19 protein-coding genes are annotated in these 25,136 nt (G+C 72.6%); 4 read left to right on the forward strand and 15 right to left on the reverse strand.

The window, feature by feature from the left end; genetic code table 11:
* Positions 1-190: 190 nt before the first annotated feature.
* Complete coding sequence (locus ACWIF2_RS02080) at positions 191-658, forward strand: ATP-binding protein (protein WP_382498220.1); 468 nt, start codon at positions 191-193, stop codon at positions 656-658.
* A gap of 7 nt (positions 659-665) precedes the next feature.
* On the opposite strand, the gene argF is transcribed toward ACWIF2_RS02080, so the two are convergent.
* The 6 genes from argF to ACWIF2_RS02110 all read right to left on the reverse strand — a co-directional run bounded on the left by argF (position 666) and on the right by ACWIF2_RS02110 (position 7,416).
* On the reverse strand, positions 666-1,673 hold the full coding sequence (argF, locus tag ACWIF2_RS02085) for an ornithine carbamoyltransferase (RefSeq protein WP_454358085.1): 1,008 nt from the start codon (positions 1,671-1,673) through the stop codon (positions 666-668).
* Between the two features lie 61 nt (positions 1,674-1,734).
* Positions 1,735-2,958 (reverse strand): arginine deiminase, encoded by a 1,224-nt coding sequence (locus ACWIF2_RS02090; protein ID WP_454358086.1) that lies wholly within the window; start codon positions 2,956-2,958, stop codon positions 1,735-1,737.
* 93 nt (positions 2,959-3,051) lie between these two features.
* Positions 3,052-4,752, reverse strand: a complete 1,701-nt coding sequence (locus ACWIF2_RS02095) for an HEXXH motif domain-containing protein (RefSeq protein WP_454358087.1) — start codon at positions 4,750-4,752, stop codon at positions 3,052-3,054.
* An 87-nt stretch (positions 4,753-4,839) separates the two neighbouring features.
* On the reverse strand, positions 4,840-5,073 hold the full coding sequence (locus ACWIF2_RS02100) for a hypothetical protein (protein ID WP_454358088.1): 234 nt from the start codon (positions 5,071-5,073) through the stop codon (positions 4,840-4,842).
* Between the two features lie 106 nt (positions 5,074-5,179).
* Positions 5,180-6,286, reverse strand: coding sequence for an effector-associated domain 2-containing protein (locus ACWIF2_RS02105; RefSeq protein ID WP_454358089.1), 1,107 nt, complete (start codon positions 6,284-6,286; stop codon positions 5,180-5,182).
* On the reverse strand, positions 6,283-7,416 hold the full coding sequence (locus ACWIF2_RS02110; RefSeq protein WP_454358090.1) for a hypothetical protein: 1,134 nt from the start codon (positions 7,414-7,416) through the stop codon (positions 6,283-6,285). Before ACWIF2_RS02110 ends, ACWIF2_RS02105 begins: the two co-directional genes overlap by 4 nt.
* A 184-nt stretch (positions 7,417-7,600) precedes the next feature.
* On the opposite strand from ACWIF2_RS02110, the gene ACWIF2_RS02115 reads away from it, so the two are divergent.
* Positions 7,601-8,965: a cation:proton antiporter gene (locus ACWIF2_RS02115; RefSeq protein WP_454358091.1), complete on the forward strand. Its 1,365-nt coding sequence runs from the start codon at positions 7,601-7,603 to the stop codon at positions 8,963-8,965.
* A gap of 45 nt (positions 8,966-9,010) precedes the next feature.
* On the opposite strand, the gene fxsT is transcribed toward ACWIF2_RS02115, so the two are convergent.
* From fxsT to ACWIF2_RS02140, 5 genes are all read right to left on the reverse strand, one after another.
* Positions 9,011-13,573, reverse strand: a complete 4,563-nt coding sequence (gene fxsT, locus ACWIF2_RS02120; protein WP_454358092.1) for an FxSxx-COOH system tetratricopeptide repeat protein — start codon at positions 13,571-13,573, stop codon at positions 9,011-9,013.
* A gap of 1 nt (position 13,574) precedes the next feature.
* Positions 13,575-14,669 carry an AAA family ATPase gene (locus ACWIF2_RS02125; RefSeq protein ID WP_454358093.1) on the reverse strand — a complete coding sequence of 365 codons (1,095 nt, stop codon included), beginning with the start codon at positions 14,667-14,669 and terminating at the stop codon, positions 13,575-13,577.
* Positions 14,666-16,216, reverse strand: coding sequence for a VMAP-C domain-containing protein (locus ACWIF2_RS02130; protein WP_454358094.1), 1,551 nt, complete (start codon positions 16,214-16,216; stop codon positions 14,666-14,668). The genes ACWIF2_RS02125 and ACWIF2_RS02130 overlap by 4 nt, the downstream gene beginning before the upstream one ends.
* Positions 16,217-16,394: 178 nt before the next feature.
* Positions 16,395-18,935, reverse strand: coding sequence for a polynucleotide kinase-phosphatase (locus ACWIF2_RS02135; RefSeq protein ID WP_454358095.1), 2,541 nt, complete (start codon positions 18,933-18,935; stop codon positions 16,395-16,397).
* Positions 18,932-20,395: a 3' terminal RNA ribose 2'-O-methyltransferase Hen1 gene (locus tag ACWIF2_RS02140; RefSeq protein WP_454358096.1), complete on the reverse strand. Its 1,464-nt coding sequence runs from the start codon at positions 20,393-20,395 to the stop codon at positions 18,932-18,934. The genes ACWIF2_RS02135 and ACWIF2_RS02140 overlap by 4 nt, the downstream gene beginning before the upstream one ends.
* A gap of 165 nt (positions 20,396-20,560) precedes the next feature.
* Between ACWIF2_RS02140 and ACWIF2_RS02145 the strand changes: the two genes are divergently transcribed.
* Positions 20,561-21,331, forward strand: a complete 771-nt coding sequence (locus ACWIF2_RS02145) for an SAM-dependent methyltransferase (RefSeq protein ID WP_454358155.1) — start codon at positions 20,561-20,563, stop codon at positions 21,329-21,331.
* 64 nt (positions 21,332-21,395) lie between these two features.
* On the opposite strand, the gene ACWIF2_RS02150 is transcribed toward ACWIF2_RS02145, so the two are convergent.
* Positions 21,396-22,319, reverse strand: a complete 924-nt coding sequence (locus ACWIF2_RS02150; protein ID WP_454358097.1) for an LLM class F420-dependent oxidoreductase — start codon at positions 22,317-22,319, stop codon at positions 21,396-21,398.
* 240 nt (positions 22,320-22,559) lie between these two features.
* Here ACWIF2_RS02150 and ACWIF2_RS02155 point away from each other — a divergent pair, with 240 nt between their 5' ends.
* Complete coding sequence (locus tag ACWIF2_RS02155) at positions 22,560-22,736, forward strand: hypothetical protein (RefSeq protein WP_454358098.1); 177 nt, start codon at positions 22,560-22,562, stop codon at positions 22,734-22,736.
* 145 nt (positions 22,737-22,881) lie between these two features.
* Here the strand turns inward: ACWIF2_RS02155 and ACWIF2_RS02160 are convergent, their stop codons facing one another.
* The 3 genes from ACWIF2_RS02160 to ACWIF2_RS02170 all read right to left on the reverse strand — a co-directional run bounded on the left by ACWIF2_RS02160 (position 22,882) and on the right by ACWIF2_RS02170 (position 25,038).
* Positions 22,882-23,352, reverse strand: coding sequence for a DUF6099 family protein (locus tag ACWIF2_RS02160; RefSeq protein WP_382580439.1), 471 nt, complete (start codon positions 23,350-23,352; stop codon positions 22,882-22,884).
* 173 nt (positions 23,353-23,525) lie between these two features.
* A complete protein-coding gene (locus ACWIF2_RS02165) occupies positions 23,526-23,855 on the reverse strand; it encodes a nucleotide pyrophosphohydrolase (protein ID WP_382498247.1) in 330 nt (109 codons plus the stop codon).
* Positions 23,848-25,038 carry an ATP-binding protein gene (locus ACWIF2_RS02170; protein ID WP_454358099.1) on the reverse strand — a complete coding sequence of 397 codons (1,191 nt, stop codon included), beginning with the start codon at positions 25,036-25,038 and terminating at the stop codon, positions 23,848-23,850. Before ACWIF2_RS02170 ends, ACWIF2_RS02165 begins: the two co-directional genes overlap by 8 nt.
* Positions 25,039-25,136 lie beyond the last annotated feature (98 nt).

Below are 25,136 nucleotides of genomic sequence, written 5' to 3' on the forward strand. Positions count from 1 at the left end.
TCCGGGGTGACTCGGCCCGGTCACATCCGTCACAGATCATCCACACCGGCGTAACGGCGGGAGCAGCGGCGCGCGGCACCGCGTTCACCTGGGTAAGCCGTCCGGCAAGGGGGCGAAGACGCCCCCCGACGGTGGCCCCTCGGACGCCTCTGAAGAGCGGCGCCGTACCATTCATCAGGTTGAAAGCAGGATGTCCTGCTCCATGAACGGACCCGCCTTGTACGAACTCCCCTCAGCCCCCGCCTCCTGGCGCATCGCGCTGCCGCACACCGTCGCGGCGGTGCCCGTGGCCCGTGCCCTGGTCCGTACGGCGCTGGCCGAGCTGGAGTACGGGGCCGACTGCGACACGGCGGAGCTGCTCACGGCGGAGCTGGTGGCCAACGCGGTGGAGCACACCACCGGCGAGGCTCCGATAGAGCTGGTGGTGGAGCTGATGCCGTCGGGATGTCAGGTCGAGGTGCACGACACCGACCCCGCCCCGCCCGGCGACCTCACCCGCCCGGCCGGCGGGCCGCCCGACCCCTGGCAGGAGCACGGGCGGGGGCTGCTGCTGATCCGCGCCCTGAGCTCGTCGTGCGGGCACCGGCCGACCGAGTCCGGCAAGGCCGTGTGGTTCAGGCTGCCCGCGGTGCCGGCTCAGCGGCGCCCGTCGGCCTAGGACCTGTTCACGCCAGGGTCGCCACCAGGACCGCCTTGATGGTGTGCATCCGGTTCTCCGCCTCGTCGAAGACCACCGAGTGGGCCGACTCGAAGACCTCGTCGGAGACCTCGAGGTGGGCCAGGCCGTGCGACGCGTGGAGCTCGCGCCCGACCTTGGTGCCCAGGTCGTGGAAGGCGGGCAGGCAGTGCAGGAACTTCACGTCCGGGTTGCCGGTGGCGCGCAGGACGTCCATGGTCACGGCGTACGGACCAAGGGCGGTGATGCGCTCGTCCCAGACCTCCTTCGGCTCGCCCATGGAGACCCAGACGTCCGTGGCGACGAAGTCGGCGCCACGGACGCCGTCGTCCAGGGTCTCGGTGAGCGTGATCCGAGCGCCGCTGCTCTCGGCGAGCGCACGGGCCCGCTCGACGACCTCCTCGGCCGGCCAGTAGGCCTTCGGCGCGACCAGACGCACATCCATGCCGAGCAGGGCGCCGGTGACCAGGTAGGAGTTGCCCATGTTGAAGCGGGCGTCACCCAGGTAGGCGAAGGTCGTCTCGGTCAGCGGCTTGGCGCAGTGCTCGGTCATGGTCAGCACGTCGGCCAGCATCTGGGTGGGGTGCCAGTCGTCGGTGAGCCCGTTGAAGACGGGCACACCGGCGTACGCCGCCAGCTCCTCGACCTTCTGGTGGCTGTCGCCCCGATACTCGATCCCGTCGTACATCCGGCCCAGCACCCGCGCGGTGTCCCTGACCGACTCCTTGTGACCGATCTGCGAGCCGGACGGGTCGAGGTACGTGGTCGAGGCGCCCTGGTCGGCGGCCGCGACCTCGAAGGCGCAGCGGGTGCGGGTGGAGGTCTTCTCGAAGATCAGCGCGATGTTCCGGCCCCGCAGGTACTGGGTCTCGGTCCCGGCCTTCTTGGCGGCCTTCAGCTCTGCGGCCAGCTCGACCAGACCGCGGAACTCATCCTCGGTGAAGTCCAGCTCCTTGAGGAAGTGGCGGCCGGCGAGGGCGCTCGGGGCTGTCGCCATGGGGGCGCTCCAGGGATACGGGGACACAGACTCCTGGAATACTATACGAAGCTCAGCATGCCTATACGGGCTCCCTTTCGACCGGGCAGCTCATACAGCGCGGCCCGCCCCTCCCCCGGCCCAGCTCGCTGCCCGGGATCTCTATCACCTCGATGCCCTGCTTGCGCAGATGAGTGTTGGTGGTGGCGTTCCGCTCGTAGGCGACCACGACGCCCGGTTCGACGGCCAGGACGTTGCAGCCGTCGTCCCACTGCTCGCGCTCGGCGGCGTGCACGTCCTGGGTGGCGGTCAGCACCCGGATCTCGTTCAGGCCGAGCGCGGCGGCGATCGCGCGGTGCATGTGCTCCGCCGGATGGTCGGTGACCTTCAGCTCCTTCTCGCCGACCCCCGGCTCGATGGTGTACGAGCGGAGCATGCCGAGGCCCGCGTACTGGGTGAAGGTGTCGCCGTCGACCATCGTCATCACGGTGTCGAGGTGCATGAAGGCGCGCCGCTTGGGCATGTCGAGCGCCACGATCGTCTCGGCGGAACCGGCGGCGAACAGCTTGTGCGCGAGCATCTCGACGGCCTGCGGTGTGGTGCGCTCGCTCATGCCGATGAGGACGGCCCCGTTGCCGATGACCAGTACGTCCCCGCCCTCGATGGTCGAGGGGTAGTCGGCCTGTCCCTCGGACCACACGTGGAAGGCCTCGTCCCGGAACAGCGGGTGATGCCGGTAGATCGCCTCGAAGTGCACGGTCTCGCGCTGCCGGGCGGGCCAGCGCATGGCGTTGATGGAGACGCCGTCGTAGATCCAGGCGGAGGTGTCGCGGGTGAAGAGGTGGTTGGGCAGGGGGTAGAGCAGGAAGTCGTCCAGGTCCATGACGTGGAAGCGCACGGAGGTCGGCTCCGGGTGCCCGTCCAGGAACTCGCGCTTCGTCATGCCGCCGACCAGGAGTTCGGCCAGTTCCCGCGCCGGCAGGTTCTCGAAGGCGGCTCTGAGGTGGTCGGTGGCCAGGGGGCCGTACTCCTTCTCGTCGAAGACCCGGTCCAGGACGAGGGTTCGGGCCGCCGGGACCTGAAGCGTCTCGGCCAGGAGGTCACCGAAGAGGTGGACGGCGACGCCCCGGTCGCGCAGCACATCGGCGAACCCGTCGTGCTCGGCGCGGGCCCTGCGCACCCACAGCACATCGTCGAAGAGCAGCGAGGTCTTGTTGCTCGGGGTGAGCCTTTTGAGCTCGAGATCGGGCCGGTGCAGGATGACGCGGCGCAGCCGCCCGGCCTCGGAGTGGACGTGGTATGCCATGCCTCCATCCTGACCATCGGGGCGCCCGTTGACGCGCTGCTCGCGCGTTTCCGCGCACTCTTGTTTGCGTCGGCGTGACGACAACCGGGGCGGTCATCCGCTGGGCAGCGGCTGGAGCAGTTCCGGCCGGGCCAGCATCCGCCGGGTGGTCCGCCCCGGGTCGAGCACGGCACGGGCGACGATCCAGCCGGCCAGGGCGTGCGGTTCGGCGGGGTCGGTGGCGAGCTGGCCGGCGTACCGGGCGAGCGCGGCGGCGGCGTCCCCGGCGGCCAGCTGCTCGTCGGCGGTGCGCGGGGCGACGGGGCGGGCGGCGAAGGCGTGGGTGCGGACGTCGGGCCAGGAGGTGCGGTCGGGGCGGAAGCGGGGGCCTCCCGCTCCGGAGGAGGGCGGGGCGACATTGCGCAGGCGCCACTCGGTGCGGTGCAGGGCGGCGGCCGTCCTGGCGCGGGTCAGCGCGGCGTACGGGACCGGCTCGCGCAGCCACCCGTCGAGCGTACGGGCGAGACCCGACACGAGGGCCCGGCCCTGCGGGGTGAGTCGCCCCTCCACCAGCAGGGTGCGTACGACGAGCCGGCTCTGCAGACGGCGCAGCGCGAAGTGGTACCCGGCCGTGTCGGCCGCCTCGTCGTCCCGCGCCACGGCCATCCGGTCCCGCCAGAAGCCCGCGACACCGGTGAAGGCGTACGCCCCGTGCAGCAGACCGGTGAGATGCCGCGGGTCGGGCCGCCAGGGGGCGTAGTAGCGCTCCTCCCGGTCGTCTTCGAGCAGCGGGAACAGGTGCAGGAGGGCGGCCAGTTTGCTGTGCTGGAACTCGTGGACGAGGGTCTCGGCGAGCGCCAGGGCGGATGACGGACGGGCGATCACCATGGCCCCGAAGGCGTCACCGCTGGAGGCGGACACCAGGACGGTGGGCGGCGCGGGCGGCAGTGTGCCGGTACGCCCCCAGGGCACCACGGCCCGTATCGCGCCGGGGTCGAACCGGCCCGGCCCGTCGCCGCCCGGCGTGGCGAGCAGCGCGACGGCCTCCTCGAACAGCCGCTGCCAGGCCTCGGCTTCGCCGGCGTCGAGCCGGGCGGGCGGCAAGGGGTCGTCCAGGTCGCGGTAGGGGTCGAGGTCTTCGAGGGGGATGGCGACGGTTCCGGCGGGGGTGGGGTGGGTGAGGGTGCGCAGGGGGAGCCAGCCAGGGGTGGTGTCGGGCACCGTCGGTGCCGGCAGGGGTTGCGTCGCAGGGCTGATCGTCACGGCGACGGTGCCGCCGTCTCGACCCGGACCGGACAGTGTCAGCTCGCCCCCGCTCGTACGGGCGCCGGCGACCGTCAATCCGTCTTCCGCTCCGGTGAGCCGGGCCAGTCCCAGCCCCGGCAGCGGCAGTCCGCCGTCGGTGAGGGCCACCCTGAGGTCCGCCCCCGTACCCGCGTGCAGCGACGCCGCGACGGCCAGGGCGCACAGGTGCCCTGCCTCCGCCCACAGCGGCGGGCCCGACGCGGTGCCGTGCAGCCGGCGCAGCACATGGGCGAGCCAGCCGCCGGTCGCCGGGGCGAGCAGCAGCCGGTCGACCGGCCCGGGTGCCGCGGCGGCGGCCTCCTTGAGGACGTCCCAGGCCTCGGCGGCCGGGCTCAGCGGCGTCCGCAGCGTGCCGAGCCGGTCCAGCAGGGTCCGCAGAAGCAGCAGCCGCCGTGCCCGCTCCGCCCGTTCGAGGAAGCCGACGGCCTCGGCGGAGCCCCCTCCCGCGGCCAGTTCCGCGAAGAGCCGTTCGGGCATGCGGAACGGGGCGTGGCGCGGCTCGCTGGGCATGCGGGACCTCCGGTCGGGGTGCGGGCGTACAGGCCCCGGCGGGCACACGGCATGCCCGCCCAGGGTCTGCCGTGCGGCAGGGTGCGGCTATTCGGCCCTGGCACCCCCCGGACCGTCGTTCCCGCCTCTGATACTGCCGCGGGCGCGCAGTACCTCCCCGAGCAGCCGGGCGGAGGGTCGCAGCGGGGCGACACCGTCCAGGGCGGTCAGGGGCAGCCCCGTCAGGTCGGCAAGATCCGACTCCCAGACGTCGGTACCCGCAGCGGTGGCATGCTCACGGACGGCGGCTCCGGCGTGGCACAGAGCGGGCGGCTGGTCCAAGGTGCTCCCCCTTCTCGCACGGTGGCACGCGATGCCCCGTGCCCGTCTCCTTTTCCATCATGGCCATTCCTGCCCGGGTCGAAAACCGTACGATCACGCCACTCGATCATTTCCGATCACGCGGACGCATCGCCGAGGCCTCGAAATCCCTTAACGCAGTGTCCAGTTCGGCCCTGAGGTCCGGATCGTCATCGAGGGAGACCACGGCGTCGAACAGCTCCCACAGCATCTCCGGCCGGCCCCGGGCCAGCCTGTTGAGGATGCCGACGACATCGGTGCGGGCCTTGCTGTGACGGGGCAGCGTGGCAGTGACACGCGGGTCCAACGAGGCGACCACCGTCTGCCGTTCGGCGGGATCCCTCATCAGCGGATAGGCGATGAGGGCGTCCACGGCCCGCTGCAACGGCGAGGCAGGGCGCTGCTCGGGCGGCGGTGCGGCCGGTGCCACGATCTCGGTGCGCTCGGGGCTCTGCAGCCGAATCTCCGGATACTGCAGAGTACGTCCCGCTTCCCTGAGGGCCGCGATACGTGACCGTACGGCCGGAAACAGTCCCTCCGGATCGGGCAACGCGGGCAGAACGGCGGCTCGGTCGGCCAACAGCCCGAGCAGGATCTCCGAGAACAGCCCCGTACCGCGCTCCGGGTCGTTGGCGGCGGCCCGCCCGCGCCCGGCTGCCCGCAGCAGCGTCTGCCGATGGGCGAGGTCGCGCCGCCCCACCGGCAGGGCGTCCGGCGGCAGTTGTTCCCGGAAGGCCAGGTCCTCCTCGAAGGTCTCGCAGGCGTCCACGATCCACAGCTGATCCCCGAAGGCAGGTACGGCGTCCCCGGCGTACCGGTCGAGCGCGGAGTCCAGGTCGATGCCGAGCTTGTCGGCGGTGGTGGCGTCCGAGCAGAACAACCGCAGGTGCCCGGCCCGGTCGAGGACGCCGTGCCCGCCCCACCACACCCAAAGGACATCGCCCTGGGCCAGCGGCAGTTCGCGGACGAGGACACGGCGCAGGGTGGCGTGGTCGGCGGACTGGTACGGAACGCCGGGCGTGTACGGCGGCAACGGGGCGAGGTGCAGCCGGAGCTGCTCGTCCGGCACCCCGGCCGTACGCAGCAGCCGGTGAAAGGCCACGGCGTCCCGCGCCGGTCCGGGCAGATCCCAGCCGGACCCGGCGTCGTACCGCTCGACACCGACGATCAGCGCATGCACCCGGGCGGGGTTCACGGCAGCCGGTCCACGATGTGGCGGTAGACCTCGGGATTCGTCCAGTAGGCGCTGTGCGAGGCCGGGAAAGGCTGACGGCTGTCGACCGCCACGTCCGTGACACGTCCGGGGAAGAGGCCCGCGCCGAGATAGGAGAGCAGGTCGCGGGGGTCGTACAGGTTCAGCCAGTGCGGTACGTGCGACGGCAGGCAGGCGGGGTGTTCGAGGGAGGGCAGGGACCCTGACTCGTAGAGGAACGGACCCTGGGATCCCGCCGTCACCAGGAGCCGGACCTGCGGCAGCGGGGCGGAGATCAGGGTGTCCAGGGCGATGATGCCGCCCAGGCTGTGGCCGACGAGGGTGACGGGCGGTTCGAGGCCCGTGACCAGGTGACGCAGCTCGGCTCGGACCGCCTCGCCGCGGCTGAGGTAGCGCAGGATGTCACCAGCGGCGGGGTGGGCGGCCTCGGTGAGGGCGCGGCGACGGCGCACGACGGCACGGGATGCCGCCGAACCCGCGACCCGCAGCACCAGGGAGCGCACCCCGCGTTCCGTTCCCCGGGGCTGTGCACCGAGTGCCACGGCAAGCGTGTCGGCGACGGCGTCGCGGCTGTCGCCGACCGGTACCAACGGGGCGTCGGAGTCCAGGGCATCGGCGATGACCCGGGCCGTGAGACTGCGTCCGGCGAGGGTCGCGAGGTCGTCGGGGGCGAGGGCAACGGCGGCGGGAGCGAGGAGCGGATGGGCGGCCAGATCGGTGGCGGCGCGGGCCAGCCCCGGACCCAGCTCGGCGGCGGGAGTGTCGCCCCGGGCCGCGAGGGCGGTGAGCCCCGCCCGTATCACCTGGTCGGGGGGCAGGGAACCGGGCGGACGCTCGTTGACCTGCGGCGCACCGGCCGCGGCGAGCACGAGCTCGGCGTACGGGTCGGCGTAGAGGGCGGCCCACGCGGCGGCCGACGCGTCGTCGGGGTCGCCCTCGGACAGGCCCCGGGACGTGCCGCCCGGCCCGGCGGGAAGGCTGGCCCCGCCCGCCGCGAGCGTGGCGCCGTGCGTGCCGCCCCAGTAGTACGGCACGATGCGTAGTCCGTCGCGCAGGGCGGTCAGTCCGGCCGCCACGCGCCCCGCAAGCTTCGAGAAGCCTGGTTCGCGCACCCCTGTTCCATGGATGAAGACGACCGTCGCCATGTGCCCCCCGTGACACCGGTACAGAGTTGTGTACGACTGCCGTTAAGCCGTCAAGTTACCAGTATCATAAGGAGGTTGGGGGTCGAGCACACGTGCGAGGACCCGCCGGCGGCCGAACCACCGGCCATGACAACTGGACACAGGGGGACGCATGAGCGCTGACGCGGTGGTCACGCATTTCCTGTTCGCCTCGGCTTTGATCCTGGCGGTCGGCCATGGCGCCGGCTGGGTGGCCCAGCGGCTGAAGCAGCCGTACATCGTGGGGCAGCTGACAGCGGGCATCGCCCTGGGTCCTTCGTTGCTCGGCAGTACGGCGCCGGATGCCTACCGGATGCTGTTCCCCCAGGAGATCGGCACGGCGCTGACCGGGCTCGCGCAGTTCGCCCTGGTGGTCTTCCTGTTCGCGGTGGGGTACGAGCTGGATCTGAAGATCCTGGGCGACCGGGCGCGCACGGTCGTGACGGTGGCGCTGGCGGCGTTCGTGGTCCCGATGGTCGTGGGCAGCGGCTGTGCGCTGCTGTTCCGGGAGCAGTTGCGGGCCCTGGACATGCCCCCGCTCACCACCGGCATGGTGCTGTTCGCCGGCGTCGCCCTGTCCATAACGGCCGTACCGGTACTGACGGCCATCGTGCGGGAGAACAACCTGGCCGACACGGTGCCGGGCGTCCTCGCGGTGTCCGCGGCCGGGCTGCTCGATGTGATCGGGTGGACGGTGCTGGCCGGGACGATGCTGGACAGCGACAGCGGTGAGCACGGCCTGGGCTGGCAGTGGCGGGCCCTCATCGCGGCCGGTTTCGCCGTGCTGATGCTGGTGGCCGCCCGGCCCGTGCTGCGCAGGCTGCTGTGGCGGACCCGGATGGAGCCGTCCCTGCGGCTGGCGCTGCTCATCGGCTTCGCCTGTGCGTCGGCGTCCGTGACGCAGTTCCTCGGGCTGCACGCCATCTGCGGTGCGCTGCTCGCGGGGATCGTCTGCCCGCGCGAGCAAGGCGGCACCCTCGATCCTGATCTGCTGCGGCCGCTGCATGTCGTCAGCTCGCTGCTGGTGCCCTACTTCTTCGTCTTCTCCGGGCAGTCGGTCACCCTCAACAGCATGAACGCCACCGGGTGGATCACGCTGCTGGTGGTGACGGTGCTGGCGGTGACCACGAAGGTCGGCAGCGGCGTGGTGGCAGCGCGGATGGGCGGTCTCGACCGTGACGACGCGCGGACCGTCGGTGTGCTGCTGAGCGCCCGCGGCCTCACGGAGCTGATCGCCCTGAACGCCGGTTTCCAGGCGGGTCTGGTGAGCAAGCCCCTCTACACGGTGCTGGTCTTCATGGCCCTGGCGACGACACTGCTCACCCAGCCCCTGCTGATCCTGGTCCGCCGCCTGTCGGAGCACGAGCCGACACGCGCCCCGGGCCACGCCGAGGTCGTGGCCGTGCACCTGCCCCGCCCGGACCACTCCGCGAACGCCCCGGTGCCTCCGCATCCCTCGGACGGCGCACCCACCACGCCGGTGGCGGACGCGACCTGACCGGTCCGGGGTGGCACACGGGTGCCACCCCGGCCGAACCGGCCGCTACATCGGCATCGGAGCCATGTCGCACTCGATGCGGCGGCGCTGGCGGGCCGCCGCGAGCCAGGGGTGATCGGCGCGGACCACCCGCGCGAAGCCCTCCACCGCCTTGCGCTGGAGTTCGTCCGCCTCGGGCCCGCGGCCCAGACCCCGCAGGTCGAGGGCGAGGTTCGCCATCACGGACAGCGTCAGGGGGTGCTCCTCCCCCGCGACCTCGGCGAGCACCGGCAGATTGGCCTCGTCGATCTCGCACGCCCGGTCGAAGTCGAGACGGGCGTACGCCGTGTTGGCCTGGCCGATGGCCACGGTCAGGGTGGTGACGTGGCGGGCTCCCACCGAGTCGGCCAGTCTGCGGGCCGCGTCGTCCTCCTGCTCCTGCGCTGCGTCGATGGCCCCGAGCGCCCGCAGGGTGGCGGCCAGATTGGCCCGGGCCAGCAGGGTGTACGCGTGGTTCTCACCGAGGCGCTGCTCGAACCGCCGTACCGTCACCTCCGCGAGCTGGCGGGAACCTTCGAAGTCCCCGGCCAGGCGCATGTCGACGAACACGTTGGTCGCGGTCGACATCGAGTCGAAGTGGTCGGGCCCGTAGCGGGCGACGAAGCGCCGCAGCGTCTCCTCGGAGAGCTTGGCGGCCTCGGTGAGCGCCCCGTCGCGGCGCCGGCACACGGCGAGGTTGCGGGCAATGCGCAGGGTGAGCGGGTGCTCGTCGCCGAGTGCCGTGCGGGCCCGGCGGTAAGCGTCCTCCTGGAAGTCGCGGCCGCCGGGATAGTCGCCACCCTCACGCATGTCGATGGAGAGCGCGTTGAGGGTGTTGAGGGCGAAGAAGCTGGCAGGGCCGAACAGCAGCTCGCGCTGCCGGGCGTTCTCCTGGTCCATCGGCAGCGCCTCGCGGAAGCGGCCGCACAGCCGCAGGGCGACGCCGTAGGTGTGGGTGGCGCGCAGCGTGGCCGGGTCGTCGGCGCCGAACAGGGACCGGGCCAGCTCGGTGGCCTCCTCGGTCAGTTGCCGGGCCTCCTCGAAGCGGCCCTGGTAGTTGTGGGCGTCGGCCATCTCGCACAGGGAGTCGATCAGGTCTTCGGGGTAGCCCTCGAGGCGGCGGGAGACCTCCAGCGCCTTCTCGGTGAGCGGGATGGACTCGGGGACCTGTCCGATCTGGCGCAGCAGGAACGCGAACGTCTTCGTCATCCGCAGGACGTGCACGTCCTCCTCGCCGGAGGCGGCGAGCCAGGCGCTCCAGGCCTGCCGGGCGAAGTCGGCGGCGCCTTCGTGGTCGCCCCAGAAGTACAGGAACCACACCGTGTCGTACACGAGATCGCGCACGTAGGTGTCGCTGCTGGTCACCGCCTGGGATGTGAGGATGTGCGGGAGCAGCGCCTGGTAGGCGCGCCATTCCAGGGACGAGCCGTAGGGGCCGGGCTTGGCGGCCGAGAGGAGCTGGTGGGCGGCGTCCCGCATCCCTTCGCGCTGCTGGCGGCTGAGCTTGGCCAGGAGCACGGTCTGGAGGAGGCGGTGCATCTGGAGGGTGTCGGACCGCGGGTCGACCTTGACCAGGGAGAACTGGCTGAGGTCGCGGACGGCGCGGTTCAGTTTGATCGACTCGCGCAGCAGGGGGTCGATCTCGGGGGTGATGCTGACGCCCCGGCTGCCGCGCAGCATGGACCGCGGGATGGGCTCGGGGGCCATGCTGGCGCAGATGTCCAGCAGCTGCCGGGCGCCGGGGTTGTTCTCCTTGATCCGCTCCAGCGAGATGTCCCAGGCGGCGGCGACGGAGACGGGGTAGTCGGGGTTCGGGTCGAGTTCGAGGATCTCCGGGCTGCGCTGGGCGAGCAGGTCGAGGTACTCGTCGACCTGCATGCCCGTGACGGCACGCCAGGAGCCCGCCTGCTCCACGGCGAGCGGCAGATCGCCCAGGGCCTCGGCGAGCCGGTCGGCGTCCTCGGTGGTCAGGTCGGGCGAGCGCTTCTGAAGCAGCTCGACCGACTCCTGCCGCTCGAAGACGTTCACCGGCAGCGGGGTGGCGACCCTCTCCCAGGCGCGGTTCCGGGAGGTGACGATGACCTTTCCGGGGCCGTTGGTGGGGAAGTACTGGCGCACGGCCTCGACGTCCTCGGCGTTGTCGAAGACGAGCAGCCAGTTGTCGTAGGGCGCTCCACTGCGCAGCGCTTCGAGCACGGCGGGCACGGCGGTGTTGGCGGCGGGGGCGCCCAGGCTGTCCTGGCCGGTCGGGGCGACGCCCAGCTGGGCCGCGAGCTGGGCCAGCGCGGCCAGGATGAGGCTCTCCCGCTCGGCAGGGATCCAGCAGATCACCTTGTAGTCGTGCTGGTGGGTGTAGATGTACTCCAGCGCCAGCTGGGATTTTCCGACACCGCCGAGGCCGTGCAGCGCGTGCGGCAGCACCGCCGCCGTGTCCTGAGCCCCCAGCTGCTCCTCCACGGCACTCAGCAGCGCCTGCCGGCCGACGAACGACGTGTTACGCAGAGGTACGTTCACCAGGAGTGCGGCGGGCGTTCCGGTCGTGGTGCTCGGCATGGGGAGCTCAGCCTCCGAGGGTTCTTGTGGGACGGCGTCGGATACCAGGGGTGGCACGGGTGGTTCTCCAGCTTCTTGGGGGGCGTTCGACGGTGGCAGACTTCCCGTTCCGTCGGACAATCCCCCAGGAGCCGCGCGGTTCACCTCAGAAGTTGCAGCTCCGGGCATTCCCGGACTCACTCGTTCGGCGTCACCGGGCCCGCGGGCCCTGGTCAGACCGGGCTCGATACGGCGGGCCCGCTCGGAGTACGGCCCCGAGAGCGCGCGCATCACGGCCAGCTCGCTGCGCGCCCAGCTCCGCTCGGACGGGTCGGGCAGCGTGGTGCCCATCGGGTCGCGCAGGGCGGCGCGCAGCGCGAGGCCCCGGGCGCCCGCGGCGGGCAGCTCGCCCACCACGCTGACGGTGTGGGCGAGTTGGCTGCGGGTGGTGGTGGCGAGCAGTTCCTCGCGGACTCCGTCGGCGAACTCGGGGTGCCCCTCGCCGCCGCTGTCCCAGTCGATCAGCCCGCCCATCAGGATCTCGGCGAGGTGGTCCGGGCCGGTCTCCGGCATGGTGCGCCGCCGCAGCTGTTCCACGAGGTCGAAGTCGAAGGGAATGGCTGCGAGTTGGGTGGCGAGCCGACGCGCGGCGGGGGTGGCGAGCGTGAAGAATCGGCGTACGGCGGCTTTGGCGGCGCGCGGGAAGCGGGGGGCGCGCAGGCCGGGCGCGGGCGATCCCTTGCTGAGGGTGCCGGCCAGGACGACGGGCAGGGCGCGGCGCACTCCGCGTTCCCCGGTGACGAGGTCGGCCCAGGCCGCGAGGGAGCCGGGCTTCAGGGAGAGCACGGGGACGGGCACGGAGCCGTCGCCCGCGTCGGGCAGCGGTCGCAGGGGGTCGGGGCCGCCGGGCGGCGCCCAGTGTTCGAGTCCGTCGTTGGCGGCGCCGAATCCGCCGGCCTCCAGAACGGCCGGATACGGGTAGAGGGAGGCGCGGTGGCGCAGATGCGGCGGGAGCAGGTGCACCAGGGCCGTGGGGCCGGCGTGGGCGAGCCGGGCGAGCAGGTCGTCGGCGGCGGGAGAGGCCCAGCCGTGGGCGAGCCCGTCGGTGACCACGAGGAAGACGCGGTCGCCGCGTCCGTCGAGGAGTTCGGCGGGGTCTGCGGCGGCCCGGCCGGCGCTCCAGCGCAGGGTGGCGGTCCCGGTGCGCGGCACGTTCACCCGGACCGTTCGCACGGCCCGGAAGGCGCCGCTGTGCTCGGCGGCCTGGGCGAGACGGGCGGTGGACTCGTCCCAGATGCGCAGGGTGGGCGCGTCGTCGACCAGCAGGACCAGGTCGAAGGCGGCCGTCCGGGCGGGACGCAGGAACGGCATCCACATGCCGTCGATGATCCCCTGCTCGGCCGTGGTCTCCTCGTCGAGCTCGAGCGTGTCGCGGGACGGCACGCGGCGGGCCAGCTGGTGCAGGGCACGGGCGAACCGGGCGGTGGTGCGGCCCGGGGCCTGCTGCGGGGGGTCGTCGGCCGGCAGCAGCGGCTGCCCGAGGCGCAGGGTGAAACGGCCGTCGGCGTCGGGTAACAGGCGGGCCGGGGCAGCCCGTCCCGCGGGCCGGACGGGAGCACCCCCTGGCTGCGGTCTGTCGGTGGGGTCCGTGAGAGGGGGCGGGGCGCCGGGCCCGGGGAGCGGCTGAGGCGGGCGCGCTGCGCCGGGGGCGGTGTCGGCGGGACGGGGCCGGCCGGCCGGCGGCGTGTCCGGCTGGTCCATGTCGTCTGCTTCCCGCGGGTGTACGGGAGGCGGGGCCGGGGGTGCCGCCGTCCGGGCCCGCGCAGGTTCCGGGCCGGAAGCGGCCGGGCCGCCGTGGCGGTTCCAGTGGGCGGCGAGCCAGACCGCGTCTGCGATGTCCTGCCAGCGCGGGACGGACTGTTCCAGGGCGACCGGGACCGTCGCTCCGTGCTCAGCCGCCTGGTCGGCGGACTCGGGCAACGCCGAAGGAGGCGACGACCCCGAAACGGGGAAACCGTCGCCGAGCCCGGATGCGTGCTCCCTGGGATAGCCCTTCAATTCAGCGGCCCTTCGCGAGGTCGCGCAGGAGCATTTCCACGAGCTTACGCCCGTCACCATCCGCCTGGAAACCACCCGCGGTCGTCATCTGGACAGCGTTGAGCAACTGGTCCAGGGAGTGGGTTCCGCCGGCCTGGACCCGCTGAACGAACAGGTCGACGAGGTCTTCCGTGCCCTGCGGGCGGGTTCCGAGGTGCCCTTCGACCATGGCCAGGAGTTGCTCCCGGGTGGGCGTGCGCATCTCCAGCGGCAAGCAGCGCCGGCGGAAGGCCGCGGGGAATTCGCGTTCTCCGTTGCTGGTGATCACCACGACCGGGAACTCCCGGCACTCGACCCGCCCGTCGCACACCTCGGCGCGGCCCCCGGGGTCGCTGGTGTGGACACGCGCGCTGTCCGCGGCGTCGCGTACCAGCTCGGGGACGTCATAGCTTCCGTTCTCCAGGACGTGCAACAGGTCGTTCGGCAGGTCGATGTCGCTCTTGTCGAGCTCGTCGACGAGAAGCACACGGGGACGATCGTAGGGCAGCAGCGCGGTCCCCAGGGGGCCGAGAGTGATGAAGTCGCCCAGGACCGGGGGAAGTTGACGAGATCTTTGAGGAAGCGCGGTGTTGACGTCCGTAGCCGGGTCGGCGGTGTCGTCCGGTTCCAGGGACGCGGCGTGCCGCAGGCCGGCCCGCCAGGCGGCGATGGCCTGGGCGCGGCCCATGGCGTCGTGTGCGTAGAGGCCCTCGCGCAGGGTGGTGCGGCTGACGATGTTCCACTCCAGGACCCGGCCGAGGCCGAGTTCGCGGGAGACGAGGTAGGCGAGGGTGGACTTGCCCACACCGGGCGGGCCGGTGATCAGCAGGGGCCGGCGCAGCAGCAGCGCGGCGTTGACGACGTCGATCTCCTCCTCGCCCAGCTGCGGGGTGACGTCGCCGGGGCCCAGGCGGCGCAGCGCGGCCTGCGGGTCGGCCGCCGGCACGGGCCGGGGCGGGTCGCCCCGGAAGCGGCGCCAGGGCGGCGACGCGGGCAGTTCGGGCGGGACGGCGGGGGCGCTGCCCGTGCCGTGGAAGATCCGCCAGCCGTTCGGGACCGTCTGCTCCTGCCCGCTCATGCGGATGCCTCCTCGCTGGCGAGATCGCCTGGGTCGGTGGGCTGGAAGTCAACGGGACGTGTCGGATCGTCCCAGAAAAAGCCGATGTGCCGGCCGAGCAGCTCGCCGGGGCCCCGGCCCTCGCTCTCGGCGTTCCTGCGCAGGAGGTGGACGGCCACCGGGATCCTCGCCGGTGTGGGCGCCGCGGCGAACAGGGCGGTCACCACTTCCCGGCGCTCCTCGCGGAAGACGCCCCTGCGGTCCCAGATCGCGAGCCCCACCCCCTCCGCTATGGCGGCCTTGAGGGCCTCCAGTGCCAGGACGTCGGCGGGGGCGTCGAGCACCACCGCCGTATGTCTTGGTTCCCCGGCGAGCCCTGCCTGCCACGCGCCGAGCCGGCCGCCGTCCGGCTCGCGCCAGCCGTGCACCAGGACGCCGTGCTCGCGCAGGGTTCGCCAACGCTCCTGCCACTGGTCCCGGACCAGGGCGTCGTCCGTGCGCATCCGCTCCAGGCTGCGCAGGTGCACCCCGTACTTCAGGCTGAGCGGCAGCGGCTGCCCGTCCCCGACCCGGAAGGTCAGACCGGCCACATCGTGGTTGAGAAGGTCGTACGGAAGGACGAACTCGATGTACGGCGGTGGCTGCCGGCGTCCGTCGGGGTCGGGTTCGCGGGGCGCCGACCAGAGGCGGGCGCCCTGCCGTAACGCGCGCTGGACGGCCGTGCCGAGCTCGTCGAGCGTGGTCGTGGCGGGTTCGCCGGGCTGCGGGTCCCAGCGGCCGGGGACGGTGTTGAGCCAGGGGCGGACGACGACCTCGCCGGAGCCGTCGCGTGCCGGTTCGACGGCGACGACCAGACAGCGCGGGATGTCCGGATCGCTCTGGGTCGTGCCGCGGGCCTTCCGGCGTTCCTCCACCGGTCCGGTCAGGCCGGCGCGCCGGGCCCAGTCGTCGGCCCAGCCGGACAGGGCGGTGCGGTGCCCGGGGGTGGCGGCGAGCCGGGCGGCGTGGTCGATCAGCAGGACGGCGGGGGGCAGTCCGTCCGGCTGCACGTTCCAGTCCAGGACGTGCGCGAGGAGCTGTTCCGGGGCGAGTCCGGTGGGCAGGTCGAGGCCGTTGAGTTCCTCGACCAGGGCGTCGCGCAGCCGGGCGGCGGGGAGTTCGCCCTTGGCGAGGACGGCGCGGGCACCGGCCTCTTCGTCGCGGGTGAGGGGCCCCTGGAGGGCGGGGGGCGGGGCGGGCGCGAGCCACTGGTCGAGCAGCTGGTCGAGTTCGTCGCCCGCCAGGTCTCCTTCGAGGATCCGCACCACCTCGACCAGTACGCGTTCGCCGCCCGGCATGTTCAGCGCGGCGCGCGTCAGCAGCACCACGTCCTCGCGCAACTTGACGCCGCGCAGGTCGATCTGACGCCCCAGCAGGTCTCCCAGGACGACACCGAAGTGCAGCCGCCCCTGCGCGTCCTCCATGCAGCCCAGGCCGCACAGGGCGTTGGTCAGCCCCAGCAGCAGCCGTAAGCCGTCCGCACGCCCGGACCCGCCCTCGGGTTCGCCGAACCCCGCGTGTGTCTCCACCGACTTTCCCCCTGAGCCGGTATACCTGCCTGATCGACCAGCGAAGTTAGCACGGCAACCAGCGGTTAACCAGGGACGAATGGGACCGGAAGGGCGACGTCCGGCCAGGATCGCCCCAGGCGGGACAAGCCTGGCCGGATTCGATCGGGCCGGCCGTCGCGGCGGCCGGCCTTACGGCTCACAGCCTCGGGTCCACCGGCTCCGATTCCAGGGCCAGCACGCCGAAGACCGCCTCGTGCACCCGCCACAGCGGTTCGCCGTCGGCCAGCCGGTCCAGGGCCTCCAGACCCAGGGCGTACTCGCGGATCGCCAGGGACCGCTTGTGGTTGAGGAACCGGGAGCGCAGGCGGGCCAGGTTCTCCGGGCGGGTGTACTCGGGGCCGTAGATGATCCGCAGGTACTCGCGGCCGCGGCACTTGATGCCGGGCTGGACGAGGCGGCCCTGGGGGTCGCGGACGAGGGCGCCGATCGGCTTGACGACCATGCCCTCGCCGCCGCGGCCGGTGATCTCCAGCCACCAGTCGACTCCGGCCCGGACGGACTCGGGGTCGGCCGTGTCGACGTACAGTCGCCGGGTGGTCCGGAGCAGGCCGCTGCTGTCGTGCTCGACGAGCCGGTCGAGCAGGGCGAGCTGCTCGTCGTGCGGCAGGGCGGCGAGGCTGCGGCCCTGGACCGCGAGGATCTGGAACGGCGCCAGGCGGACACCGTCCAGGCCGTCCGTGGTCCAGCAGTAGCGGCGGTAGGCCTCGGTGAACGCGGCGGCGTCGGCGGAACGTTCGCGGGTGCGGGCCAGCAGGCCGGTCACATCCACGCCGCGCGCGGCCGCGCCCTCCAGCGCGGCCCGTGCCCCCGGGAGCACCGCGCCGGACGCGGCACCCACGGCGGCGTACTGCGACCGCAGCAGCCCGGACGCCTTCAGCGACCAGGGCATCAGCTCGGCGTCCAGCAGCAGCCAGTCGGTGGCCAGTTCGTCCCAGAGGCCTGCCGCGCCGATCGCCGTGCGCAGCCGGTCGAGGATCTCCTCGGTGAGGGTGTCGTCGTCGAGGAACGGGCGGCCGGTGCGGGTGTAGAGGGACCCGGTGGGTCCGTCCACGCCGAAGCGCGTGCGGGCCGTCTCCGCGTCCCGGCACACCAGGGCCACCGCCCGCGAACCCATGTGCTTCTCCTCGCACACGACCCGCGCGACACCGTCCGCCGCGTACTGCGCGAAGGCCTCGGCCGGGTGCTCGAGGTAGCCGTCGACCTTGCTGGTCGCCGTGGGTGCCATGGTCGGCGGGAGGTACGGCAGCAGCCGTGGGTCCACCGCGAAGCGGCTCATGACCTCGAGGGCCGCTGCCGCGTTCTCCTCGCGGATCGAGATCCGGCCCTGGTGCCGGGTCTCCACGACCCGGCGGCCCTGCACGTCGGCCAGGTCCAGCGGACGGCCGTCGTGCCCGCCGGGGGCCTCGGTGCGCAGCGGCTTCACCGGCTCGTACCAGACCTGCTCCGCCGGTACGTCGACCAGCTCGCGCTCCGGCCAGCGCAGCGCGGTGAGCTTGCCGCCGAAGACGGCGCCGGTGTCCAGGCAGATGGTGTTGTTGAGCCAGGTGGCCTCCGGGACCGGGGTGTGGCCGTAGACGACCGCCGCCCGGCCTCGGTAGTCCTCCGCCCACGGGTAGCGCACCGGCAGCCCGAACTCGTCGGTCTCCCCGGTGGTGTCGCCGTACAGGGCGTGGCTACGGACCCGGCCGGAGGTACGGCCGTGGTACTTCTCGGGCAGCCCGGCGTGGCAGACGACCAGCCGGCCGCCGTCGAGGACGTAGTGGCTGACGAGGCCGTCGAGGAACTCCCGTACCTCGGCGACGAACTCCTCGCTCTCGCCCGCCATCTGCTCGATGGTCTCGGCGAGGCCGTGGGTGTGCTGGACCTTGCGGCCGCGCAGGTGGCGGCCGTACTTGTTCTCGTGGTTGCCGGGCACGCACAGGGCATTCCCGGACTTCACCATCGTCATGACGCGGCGCAGCACGCCCGGGCTGTCGGGGCCGCGGTCGACGAGGTCGCCGACGAAGACGGCGGTGCGGCCCTCGGGGTGGACCCCGTCGGTGTAGCCCAGCTTGGCGAGCAGCGCCTCCAGTTCGGCGGCGCAGCCGTGGATGTCGCCGACGATGTCGAAGGGGCCGGTGAGGTGCGTCAGATCGTTGAAGCGCTTCTCGGTGACGATCGTGGCGTGCTCGACCTCGTCCACGCCCCGCAGGACGTGCACCTTGCGGAAACCCTCGCGCTCCAGGTGCCTGAGGGAGCGGCGCAGCTCCCGGGTGTGGCGCTGGATGACCCGGCGTGGCATGTCAGCGCGGTCGGTGCGGCCCAGGTTGCGCTCGGCGCACACCTCCTCGGGCACGTCGAGCACGATGGCTATCGGCAGGACGTCGTACTGCCTGGCCAGGTCGATCAGCTGGCGGCGGGCGTCGGGCTGCACGCTGGTCGCGTCCACGACCGTGCGGCGGCCGGCGGCGAGGCGCTTGCCCGCGATGTAGTGCAGGACGTCGAAGGCGTCCTTGGTGGCGCTCTGGTCGTTTTCGTCGTCCGAGACGAGGCCGCGGCAGAAGTCGGACGAGATGATCTCGGTGGGCTTGAAGTGCCTGCGGGCGAAGGTGGACTTGCCGGAGCCGGAGGCGCCGACGAGCACCACCAGGGAGAGGTCGGTGACGGGCAGGACCCGTCCCTCGCGTACGTCGGTCATGCCGCCTTCGCCTCCTTCGGGCTGGTCAGGGTGAACACGGCCATCTGGGTGGGCGGCCCCACCTCCGGGTCGTCGGGGCCGACGGGTACGAACTCGGCGTCGTACCCGTGTCGTTCGGCCACCGAATCCGCCCAGGCCCGGAACTCGGCACGGGTCCATTCGAAGCGGTGGTCGCCGTGCCGGACGTGGCCGGCCGGAAGGCTCTCCCAGCGGACGTTGTACTCGACGTTCGGGGTCGTCACGAGGACCGTGCGCGGGCGGGCCGAGCCGAACACGGCGTACTCCAGGGCCGGCAGCCGGGGCAGGTCGAGGTGCTCGATGACCTCGCTGAGCACGGCGGCGTCATAGCCCTTGATCCGGCGGTCGGTGTACGCGAGGGAGCCCTGGAAGAGCTTGACGCGCGCGGCCTGCCGCTCCCCCATGCGGTCCAGCTTGAGTCGCCGGGAGGCGATGGTGAGCGCCCGCATCGACACGTCCACGCCCACGATCTCGGTGAACGCCGGGTCCTTGAGCAGGGTCTGCACCAACTGGCCCTGTCCGCAGCCGAGATCCAGGATCCGGGCTGCTCCGGACGCCTTGAGCGCGGCGGTGACGGCCTCCCGGCGCTGTACGGCCAGCGGGGTCGGCCGCTCCTCGGTCTCGGTCTCCGCCCCGACCGCGTTGTCGATCTCCTCGACCTCGCTGTCGTCGGTCTCGGCCAGCCGTACCAGTTCCAGGCGCTCCGTCGCGGCACGGGTCAGCGACCAGCGGCGCGAGAGGTAGCGGCTGGTGATCAGCTTCTGCTCCGGGTGGCCGGGCAGCCAGCCCTCACCGGCGCGCAGCAGCTTGTCGACCTCGTCGGGGGCGACCCAGTAGTGCTTGGCGTCGTCCAGGACCGGGAGCAGGACGTAGAGGTGCCGCAGGGCCTCGGCGAGGGTGCGGTCCGTGGACTCCAGTTCGAGTCGGACGTAGCGGGAGTCCCCCCACTGCGGGAACTCGGTGTCCAGCGGCACGGGTTCGGCGGTGACCGTCCAGCCCAGCGGCTCGAACAGCCGCTGTACGAGCCCGGGGCCGCCGCGGGCGGGCAGCGCCGGCACCTCGATACGCAACGGCCGGGGCAGGGCGGGCAGTTCGGGCCGGGCGTTGCAGACACCCTTCATCGCGCTGGAGAAGACGCTGCTCAGCGCCACGGCGAGCAGGGAGGAGGCGGCGTAGGGGCGGTCGTTGACGTACTGCGCGAGCGCCGCGTCCGGGGCACCGCCCCGGCCCTTGCCCTTGCCGCGCCTGACCAGTGCCACGGCGTCCACCTCCAGCAGCAGCGCCGCCGTGCAGCGCTCGGCGTCCGCCTCCGGGTAGAGGACGTGGGCCGTGCCGTAGGAGGTGGAGAACGCCTGGGCCTTCTCGGGATGCTTGTGCAGCAGGAAGCCGAGATCGGTCGCGGGGCGTTCCGGGGTGCCGGTGGTGGTGATGGTCAGAAACACGGTGGATCGACCTTTGATCAGTGGTCTGAACTGCGGATCCCCTCACCGTACAGAGCGAACTTCGGCAGCATCCGGGAATTTTCGCTAGCCTCCGGTCGACCGGGCGTTCGAGGAGGATGTGCGACTGTGAGCACCATCGACACCAGCAAGCCCCATTCGGCGCGGATGTACGACTACTTCCTGGGCGGGAAGGACAACTATCCGGTCGACGTGGCGGCTGCCGAGCAGGTGACCTCGCACTTCCCCGCGGTGAGCGCGATGGCGCGGACCAATCGCGCCTTCATGCACCGTGCTTCCCGGTTGCTGGCCGAGCGGGGCATGCGCCAGTTCCTCGACATCGGGACCGGCATCCCGACCGAGCCGAACCTCCACCAGATCGTCCAGGGGGTCGCCCCGGAGGCCCGCGTGGTCTACGCGGACAACGACCCGATCGTCCTGCGGCACGCCGAGGCCCTGCTGCACAGCGCGCCGGAGGGGAGGACCGCCTATGTCCAGGCCGATGTCCGGGACCCCGGAAAGATCATCGCGACGGCCCGGGAGACCCTCGACTTCAGCCGGCCGATCGCCCTCTCCCTGGTGGCACTCCTGCACCTGGTGGGCGACGAGGACGAGCCCCTCCGGCTCGTACGGGAACTCCTCGAACCGCTGGCCCCCGGAAGCCACTTGACGCTTTCCCACGCGACCGGCGACTTCGACCCGGAGACCTGGGAGCGGGTCGTCGAGGTGTACCGCAAGGGCGGCACGGCGGCACAGGTGCGCAGCCTCGGAGAGTTCTCGGAGTTCTTCACGGGCCTCGAGCTGGTGGACCCCGGTGTGGTCCTGGCCGCGCGCTGGCACCCCGAGCTGGGCGAACCACGCGAAGGCGACGACGGGGCCGAGGAGATCCCCCTCGGCGAGGAGATCCCCCTCTACGTGGCGGTCGCCCGCAAGCTGTGACGGAGGCCCGGCGGATCGCGCTCCTCGTCCCGATCCGCCGGACGGCCGACGTGCCGTGCCGGCCTTACGACAGCTGCGACTGCACCTGCGAGGAGATCAGCTCCAGGTGGTCGAGGTCGTCCAGGTCGAGGATCTGGAGGTAGATCCGCCGGGCGCCGATCTCGGCGTAGCGGCCGATCTTGTCGACGACCTCGGACGGGGAGCCTGCCAGGCCGTTGAGCTTCAGTTCGTCGGGCTCGCGGCCGATCGCGGCGGCCCGGCGGGCGACCTCCGCCTCATCGCGGCCGACGCAAACGACGAGGGCGTTGGAGTAGGTCAGATCGCCGGCGTCGCGGCCGGCCTTCTCGGCGGCGGCGCGCACCCGGCCGAACTGGCGCTCGCTGTCCTCGACGGAGGCGAAGGGCATGTTGAACTCGTCGGCGTACCGCGCGGCCAGCCGCGGGGTACGGGTGGCGCCGTGGCCGCCGACGAGCACGGGGATCTTCCGCTGCGCGGGCTTGGGCAGCGCGGGAGACTCCGTCAGGTCGTAGTGGGTGCCGTGGAAGTCGAAGGTCTTGCCGGGCTCCGTCGCCCAGAGGCCGGTGACGATCTCCAGCTGCTCCTCGAGGCGGGCGAACTTCTCCTTGGGGAACGGGATGCCGTAGGCCTTGTGCTCCTCCTCGAACCAGCCGGCGCCGAGGCCGAGTTCGACGCGGCCGCCGGACATCTGGTCGACCTGCGCGACCTGGATAGCCAGCACGCCGGGCAGCCGGAAGGTGCCGGCGGTCATCAGCGTGCCGAGCCGGATCCGCTTGGTCTCACGGGCGAGCCCGGCCAGGGTCAGCCAGGCGTCGGTGGGGCCGGGCAGGCCGTCCCCTGAGCCCATGCGGAGGTAATGGTCGGAGCGGAAGAAGGCGTCGAAACCGAGGTCCTCGGTGGCCTTGGCGACGGCGAGCAACGTGTCATAGGTGGCCCCCTGCTGGGGCTCGGTGAAGATGCGGAGATCCATACGTCCATCCTGCACGCCGGGGTGCGGGGCGAGGAGGTCGGTCTCCCCTGTCCCCCCGCGCGCCCCGGTCGGGTGAAATTACGTCCATACCGCTGGCATGCGTGGCCGGGCCAGTGACCGGCCCCGGTGGTGATCGTTGGCTCGGGCGGAGCCGGAGCCCCCGGCTTCCGCACCGGCCGGCGACCGCCGGGGCGTCACCCGCGTCGGCCTCTCCGGGGGCCATGGGCCGAGGAGGCCGTCATGTCCGAAGAGACCGTGCCGCAGCAGGGCGGGACCGGGCAGCCGAAAGGGCTGTTGCAGCAGATGGAGGAGCTGATGGCGGCGTTGAACGCGGACCTGACGGCGTTGGACGCGGATCTTCAGGCCGCGGGGGATGCGGGCCGGGGGCCGGGCGAGGAGGCCGACCGGGTCGGCTGAGGGCTGAGGCGGGGGGTTCGGGCTGAGGGCGTTGCCCTAGGGGCGCGGGGAACTGCGCGAGCGACCCCCACCGGCCCGCATCCGGACGACGACCGCCTGTCCGGGATCAACGTCGGGGCAGCCGCCAGGGCTATTGCGGCGGCGCCTAGCCCGCCTCCCGCTCCGGCACCACCTGCTCGCGGTCCGCGAGTCTGCGGAGCATTTCGAGGACGCGGTCGCGGGACTCGTCCGCCGCGTCGATGGCCTCCATGCACTGCCAGTACGTGCCCTCGTCGTCCGCGGCGCAAGCGAGGCCGACGAGGGCGATGCCGACCTCGCCGAGGAGGCCGCCGAGGAACATCAGGGTGTGGCGGGCGTCGCCCAACTCGGTGAGCTGGCCCGCCCGCAGCTCACCCGGGGCCAGTTCGGGCGGGTCGAGGACGCCACAGCCCCGGCCCGCCAGCTCCGTCAATCCCAGCGCCTCGCCGCGCAGTTCGGGCGGTCCGGCGACCGCCAGGCGGCTGCCGATCGCCTGCGCGAGAGCCTGCGCCTGCCACACCTCGGCCAGGACCTCCCGCTGGTCGCCACCCGCGGCCAGGGACCGCCTGCTCGTCACGATGAGCCGCACCGCGTCCATGCGCTGCCCCCGTCTGTCCCGACGCGCTCCCGCGCGTATGCCTGCCCGAACTCACTGGTTCACTACCCAGAGTGAAGGGCCGTGAGACGAAAAGCCAGAGGAAGACGGAAATCTGCGGACAACAATTCGGATTCGGGCCGCAATTTGGTTACGCAGCGTACAAGTGGACTTTGCTACTCCTGGATCGGGAACCTCCGCTCGTTCCGGTCGATCTTCGCGTTCAGCGCGGCCAGCGGGTCGATGCCGAGCACCTCGCACAGCTGGAGCAGATACGCCAGCACGTCGGCGACCTCGTCGGTGACGCGTGGCGCGGCCTCGGGGTCGGTCATGACGCGGGCCGACTCCTCCGGGGTCAACCACTGGAAGATCTCGACCAGTTCGGAGGCCTCCACGCTGAGCGCGGCGACCAGGTTCTTGGGGGTGTGGTACTGCTGCCAGTTCCGCGCGGCGGCGAAATCGGCCAGGCGGCGTTGCAGTCCGGCCACGTCCAGGGGATCAGTCACGGTCCAGGTGTACCACCGTGACCCCCTCCGTCCCGGCGGCCCATGAGGCGTCGCTCACCGCGCCGACGAGCCGGATGTGCCCCCGCTCGCACATCCGGGCCCCCAGCCGCAGCAGTTCCAGCCGCTGCCGTCCGTCCAGGCCCCGGTCGAAGCCGTCGGCGAGGACGGTGAGCGTCTGGAGTGCGGCGGGCACCTCGCCCGCCGGGTCGACCTCCAGCACGCCCGGCCCGGTGAGCAGGACCAACGCGAGGGCCACGTACCGGAGTTCGCCGTCGCCGAGCCGTCGCAGGTCCGTGCGGACGCCGTCGCCCCGGTCGAGCGTCGCCCGGACCGCTCCCGTCGCCTCCTCCGCCCTGGCGAGCACGTCGGCGACCGGCCCGGCGCAGCCGGCGCGCACCGCCGCGACGAACAGCGCGTGCCGTCGTCCGCACTCGGTGCGGGTGCGCCCGAGCACATCGGCGAGATTGCCGCAGCCACCGAGCAGCCGGCCCGAGCCGGACGGTACGGGTCCGCGCATCCGGGCGGGCTGGGGGTCGCAGGCGAAGACGGAGCGCAGGGCGACCACCATCTGCTCGGCGGCGGCCAGCACCCTGCGCTGGCCGGGTGTCTTGCCGGCCACGCGCAGTGGCAGCAGGGCCGTGCCGAGCCGGTCGTCCGGCAGCGGGCCACGGGTCACCGGTGTCGGCCCGGCCGTGTGCCAGGCGGCCTGTACGGCGCGTTTCCCGGGGTCGCGCAGGGCGGTCTCCAGGAGGACCAGGCCGTCGGCCGTCAGCCGCTCGCCCACGACCCGCAGTTCGGGCTCGGCCTGCACGGCCACGTCGAGCCGGACCGGGCCCGCGGGGCCGTCGGCCGTGCAGCCGATACGGAAGCCGCGGCGGCGCTGCGCGTCGGGCCGGGCCCGCTCCGGGACACAGGCGACGGGGTCGGGGAACGCCTCGCCGAGCCCGGCGCCGCCGCCGAGCCGGGCCAGGGCCTCGTACGCCCGCAGTGCGCTGGTCTTGCCGCAGCCGCTGGGGCCGGCGAGGAGGGTGAGCGGCCCGAGCGGGAACGCGGCGCGGCGGTGGGTGGTGAAGGCGGCCAGGCGCAGTTCGGTGAGGCGGGGGCGGTCGGGATGCGCGAGGGCCGCGGAAGGTACGAGAGGTGCGGGGGATGTGGGGGGTGTGGGTGCGGGGGGCTGGGTCATATCCGGACGGTAGGGCTCCGGCGACAGGACGAACCGTTCCGTCTCCGGGGCGTTCCTACGATCGAGCTACCGTCACACCGGGCGGGCCGACGTCACAC

The organism is Streptomyces sp. NPDC055506, assembly GCF_053643595.1.